Origin of the sequence: Amaricoccus sp., assembly GCF_017993425.1 — a bacterium.
GTDB lineage: Bacteria > Pseudomonadota > Alphaproteobacteria > Rhodobacterales > Rhodobacteraceae > Amaricoccus.
In genome coordinates, this window is sequence record NZ_JAGOMQ010000086.1 from 1 (window position 1) to 3822 (window position 3822).

General features: G+C 69.4%; 2 protein-coding genes and 1 pseudogene. All 3 read left to right on the forward strand.

All coding sequences use genetic code 11. From position 1 onward, the window contains the following. Positions 1–630 precede the first annotated feature (630 nt). Positions 631–2799 (forward strand): membrane dipeptidase, encoded by a 2169-nt coding sequence (locus KBB57_RS19865; RefSeq protein WP_290754088.1) that lies wholly within the window; start codon positions 631–633, stop codon positions 2797–2799. 143 nt (positions 2800–2942) lie between these two features. Further along, positions 2943–3194, forward strand: a complete 252-nt coding sequence (locus tag KBB57_RS19870) for a hypothetical protein (RefSeq protein WP_290754091.1) — start codon at positions 2943–2945, stop codon at positions 3192–3194. 140 nt (positions 3195–3334) lie between these two features. Next, positions 3335–3822: pseudogene (locus tag KBB57_RS19875) on the forward strand (hypothetical protein); the annotation flags it as partial.

Here is a 3822-nt window from a genome sequence, read left to right on the forward strand (position 1 = left end):
GGCGCCGCGGAGACGGACGATCGCAGGGTGATGGTCCGCGGCTCCCTCTCGGGGGCGCACGCCTCGCGCCTCACCGGCGGCCACCTACGCCCCGACCGGGGCGTTCACCGCGTAGGGAGCGGCAGACGGCGCGGCAGACGGCGCGGGCGAAGCGGACGCACAGGGAGCGGCAGACCAGCGCGGGGCTGGAACTGGAGCTGCGACCCATGGATGTTGCTTGCCGTGTTCATGACTGCCTTCGAGGTTTTGTATGTACTCCCCGCGAACGGAGCCGTCAAGCGGTCTGTCCAGAAAAACTTCGAGTACATGGATAATCTCCGGCGAGCGCAAGAGCGCAAGAGGCCCGGGGTCGAAGAGGCCCGCAGGCGGACCATCGTCATCCGTGCCGGACGCGAGGCGCCGGCCAGCGCACCGCGGCCAGGGCGGCGCGTTCTCGCTCCGCCGCGCGACCCTTTTCGGATATAGTCGTTCGCCGTGCGCCCCGCCTCCTTCGTTCCCCTCTCCCTCACTGCCCTCATCGTCGGTTGCGCCGCGGATCCAGCCGCCGGCGACGCGGCCAGCGACACCCAGGCCACGGACCCCGGCGGGAGCACCAGCGCCGAGCCGACGGCCGGGGTCCCAACCACCGGCATGACCGGCATGTCCGGCACCACCGGCGAGCCGCCGGAGCTCGACACCTACGGCTTCGCCAACGGCTGCTTCTCGCTGCGCAGCGGGGACGTCTACCTGGCCGCGAACGGCGCGGCCGCCTTCTCGTTCGGCGCCGACAAGGCCGGCGCCGCCCGCTTCGTCATGCGGGCCGCCGACCTCGGCACCTACTTGTTCTACGACCAGGACGGCGGCTACCTGGTCGCCGACGACGGCCCGCTGCTCCGCCAGACCAAGCTCGACTCCGATGTCACGCTGATCGACGACGCCTATATCTCCGGCGCCGAGTGGACGCTCGAGACCTCCGTGGTCGACTGGTCGCAATATCAGCTGCGCAACCGACGAAACGACCTCCTGCTGGGCACCGAGGCGCTCGCGGCCGAGGGCGCGCCCGTCACCTTCGAGCCCGCCAGCGACTGCAAGGCGTACCCCGAGCTCTCGCTCGACGCCACCGGCAAGGTCACGCGCACGATGTTCGACGACGGCGACCTCTACGGCATCGTCGACACGCACTCGCACGTCCACTCGAACTACGCGTTCGGCGGCGGCGGCCTGTTCCACGGCGGCGCGTATCACCGCCTCGGCGTCGAGCACGCCCTGCCCGACTGCTCGATCTCCCACGGCGAGATGGGTCGCAAGGACTTCTTCGGCTACATCTTCGACCAGACCGGCAACTCGCAGCCCGACCTCGCGAGCCTGCTGCCCGACCTCGTGGCCAAGCAGCTCGCCGTGGACAACCACGCGACCGCCGGTTACCCCGACTTCACCGAGTGGCCGAGCGGCCCCAAGCGCTCCACCCACCAGACCCAATATTATCTGTGGCTGCAGCGGGCCTACCTCGCCGGCCTGCGCCTGGAGGTCCTGCACGCGACCACCAACGCCATCATCTGCGACTTCATGATCGGCGAGGGCATCCAGGAGAGCCGCTACGGCTGCGACGACATGACCGCGGTCGATCGCATCATCGACGAGAGCTACGCGATGGAGCGCTACATCGACGCGCAGTCGGGCGGACCGGGGCTCGGCTGGTTCCGGGTCGTGCACACGCCCGCCGAGGCGCGCACGGTGATCGCCGCGGGCAAGCTGGCGGTGGTCCTCGGCATCGAGACCTCCAACCTCTTCGACTGCAAGCTCACCCCGCAGGCGGGCGACCCGACCTGCGACGAGGCCTACATCGAGTCCCAGCTCGACCACTACTACGACCTGGGCGTGCGGGCCATCTTCCCGGTCCACAAGTACGACAACAAGTTCACCCCCGGCGACGGCGACCGGGCCTTCATCGAGCTCGGCAACTTCAGCAACAGCGGCCACTGGTCCAACTTCACCCTCGACTGCCCGGATCCGCAGGTCGGCGGCTTCGACAGCGGCGACGTCAACTTCGGCGGCCTCAACGCGCCGCGCGACGTCTACGACTCCCCGGCGCCCGTCGACAACAGCAAGTTCCCGTCCGCGCCGCTCACCACCACCGCCATGTACCTGGGCAAGATCACCGAGCCGCCGCTGGTCGGCCCCTATTGCCAGAACGCCACGCTCACGCCGCTCGGCGAGCACATGATCAGCCAAATGATGGCCCGCGGCATGATCATCGAGGTCGACCACCTCCCGCAGTGGTCCTACGTGCGCGCCTACGAGCTGCTGCAGGCGGCCAAGTACCCGGCCTCGGGCAGCCACGGCCGCAACAACGACGGCGTGCTCTACGAGCTCGGCGGCGTCTCGAAGACCGGCTTCGACGTCTGCCGCGGCGACGCGCCCGGCCAGACGGTGCAGGCCTTCAAGGACAAGATCCAGCTGATCAAGGACAAGGGCGGCTACCCGGCCGAGGGCTTCGGCTTCGACCTCAACGGCTTCGCCGGCGCCCGCGGGCCGCGCTTCGGCGACGGCGTGTGCCCGGCCCCGCAGACCGATCCCGTCACCTATCCCTTCGCCTCGTACGCCGACGACATCGAGTTCTCGCAGCCGATGGTCGGCAACCGCAAGCTCGACTTCAACACCGAGGGCCTCGTGCACATCGGCCTGCTGCCCGAGCTGATCGAGGACGCCCGCCGCGACGCCGTCGACGAGGCCGACATCGAGCCGCTGTTCCGCTCGGCCGAGGGCTACATTCGCATGTGGGAGCTGGCCGAGCAGCGCGCGGCCGAACTCGGCGACTGAGCGCCTCGCCCCTCGACCCGCATTCGTGCCTTCGGCGCAATCGTCCGCATTCGTGCGCCCGCCGCCCGCGCCACGTTGCGCATCCAGCGATGCGATCCATGCTTCTCCCGCCGCGGCCAGCTGGCCGCGGCGAGGACAATCCAATGACGACCAAGAACGACATTATCGAGACCGCAGAACACATGAAGAACGTCGCGTCGCAGACGGCCGAGAAGGCCGGCCACGCCGTGAAGGAGACCGCCCACAAGGCCGGTCACGCGGCGTCTGAAGCCCTGCACAAGGCCGAGCACGGGGTCGCCGACGCCACCCAGAAGGCGAAGGACCTCGCTGGCCGCGCGGCGGACAAGATCGAGGAGAAGGCCCACGCGGCCGGCCAGGCGCTCAAGGACAAGTGAAGCGCTGCTCTTGAGCGGGATCGAGGGCGCACCGCGTATACGCGGGCGCCCACGTCTTTGCGATTCGCGTCCTGCGCTTATTGCGCAGTCTGAACCCGGACGCTCGCCGTCGATACGGCCCGAACGCCGGTGTTCCGCAGATGGCCCAGGGCGAGGCGCGAGCGGGTCTTGCGATGAAATACCGCGCATTCTTCCTCGACGAGGATGGCTTCTCTCATAATGCGGCCACGCTGGATTGGAGAAGATCCATGCTCCGAACCACCGCCGTCGCCCTGCTCCTCGTCACCGTCGCCTGTGATCCTGATCCCACGGAGGGCGACGCGCCCCCGTCCGCCGGCAAGACAGCCACCGTCGCCGGCGAGCCCGCAGCCACCGTCGCTGGCAAGCCCCCCGCCGCCGTCGCGGGCGAGCCCGCCGCCACCCGGGACCCTGCCGCGCCGCCCGTCACCGAAGACGTCCGCCCGACGGCCCCCAGCGACGCCGCCGCTCGTGAGGTCCGGGCCGCCTTTTCGCGCTGTCTCATCGGCTGCGAGGACGGAAAGATGACACACGCGGTCAGGGCGGCATGTCGCTACAATTGCGAGAAGTCCGACGCACCGGCGGCCGACGGCGCCCTCGTCGACTCCGA

What these genes read in the sequence shown, in the direction of transcription:
- KBB57_RS19870 (WP_290754091.1), top strand. Translation starts at nt 2,943, where the DNA reads ATGACGACCAAGAACGACATTATCGAGACCGCAGAACACATGAAGAAC.
- KBB57_RS19865 (WP_290754088.1), top strand. Translation starts at nt 631, where the DNA reads ATGACCGGCATGTCCGGCACCACCGGCGAGCCGCCGGAGCTCGACACC.